This window comes from Paenibacillus sp. P4_E11 (assembly GCF_056401635.1).
Genome location: NZ_JBFUIX010000579.1, coordinates 1 through 924, shown reverse-complemented (window position 1 = coordinate 924; position 924 = coordinate 1). Strand labels below are relative to the sequence as shown.

Here is a 924-nt window from a genome sequence, read left to right as displayed (position 1 = left end):
ATGTAGAAGGTACCCAACACTTCAATTTCACGGACCTTCAATTCTATTCTGAGTTGATTAAACTGACTGGAATAACAGGAGATATAAATGGTAAAAGAGGATCAAGCATCGTAAATCAATATGTACTCGATTTCTTTAATAAGCAATTGAAAGGAGCGGGTGGAAATCTGATTCAGGGTCCGAACGACATGTATCCAGAGGTGAAATTTATAAAGCCGGAAGACCTTTAACCGATAATGTCCGACGGAGTAGAGTGTCGCTGTAAGAGAGCAGCAGTCATGGCTTTACGAAAAGAGAATCAGCGTCTGAAAATGGAGAACGACATTTTAAAGCAAGCTGCGCTGATCATGGGACGAAAGTAGCTATCATCCAGAGCAATCGTGATAAATACTCGGTATCAGCAATGTGCGACGTCCTGCAAATCGCAAGAAGTACGTTTTACTACGAAGCGAAAGAACTGCCTAAGGAAGATGACATCACCGAAGCTATAGTGGACATCTTCAACAAGAAGTGATTTCGTCTGATAGCTCGCGAATTTTGCCTGCAAAAATCTACTGCACTAATTTACCGGGTAAACCGTGACATTCACCATTGAGAACTTGAATATCACGGTCATTATCATCAAGGCGACACATGCCAAAGCACGTTATAGCCAGAAGCCTGTGCTATGGACGTAAGTGATACCGTAACTTTAAAGATAAGGCAATACAATGACGGAACAAAATTAAATCATTATTCGCTTTCAAGCGTCCGCGTCCCGTCAAAAAATATCGGAAGATCACAACAGACGAGAGGCTCCTCTTTTCGCAGAAAGTATCGCACGCGCTGCACGTGGGGGAGTGCATTAGATATTAGGAGCATAAGAGCCGAAGGGATTCAACTCCTATGGATTTTCTGATTTTCAGCGTACATTTCGTTAAAAAG

Annotated in this window: 2 pseudogenes; both read left to right on the top strand. The window is 42.2% G+C overall.

From position 1 onward, the window contains the following. Positions 1 to 230: pseudogene (locus tag AC1DWB_RS36185) on the top strand (alpha/beta hydrolase family protein); the annotation flags it as partial. A gap of 54 nt (positions 231 to 284) precedes the next feature. Beyond that, positions 285 to 431 (top strand): annotated as a pseudogene (locus AC1DWB_RS36180) (IS3-like element IS655 family transposase); the annotation flags it as partial. Positions 432 to 924: the final 493 nt, after the last annotated feature.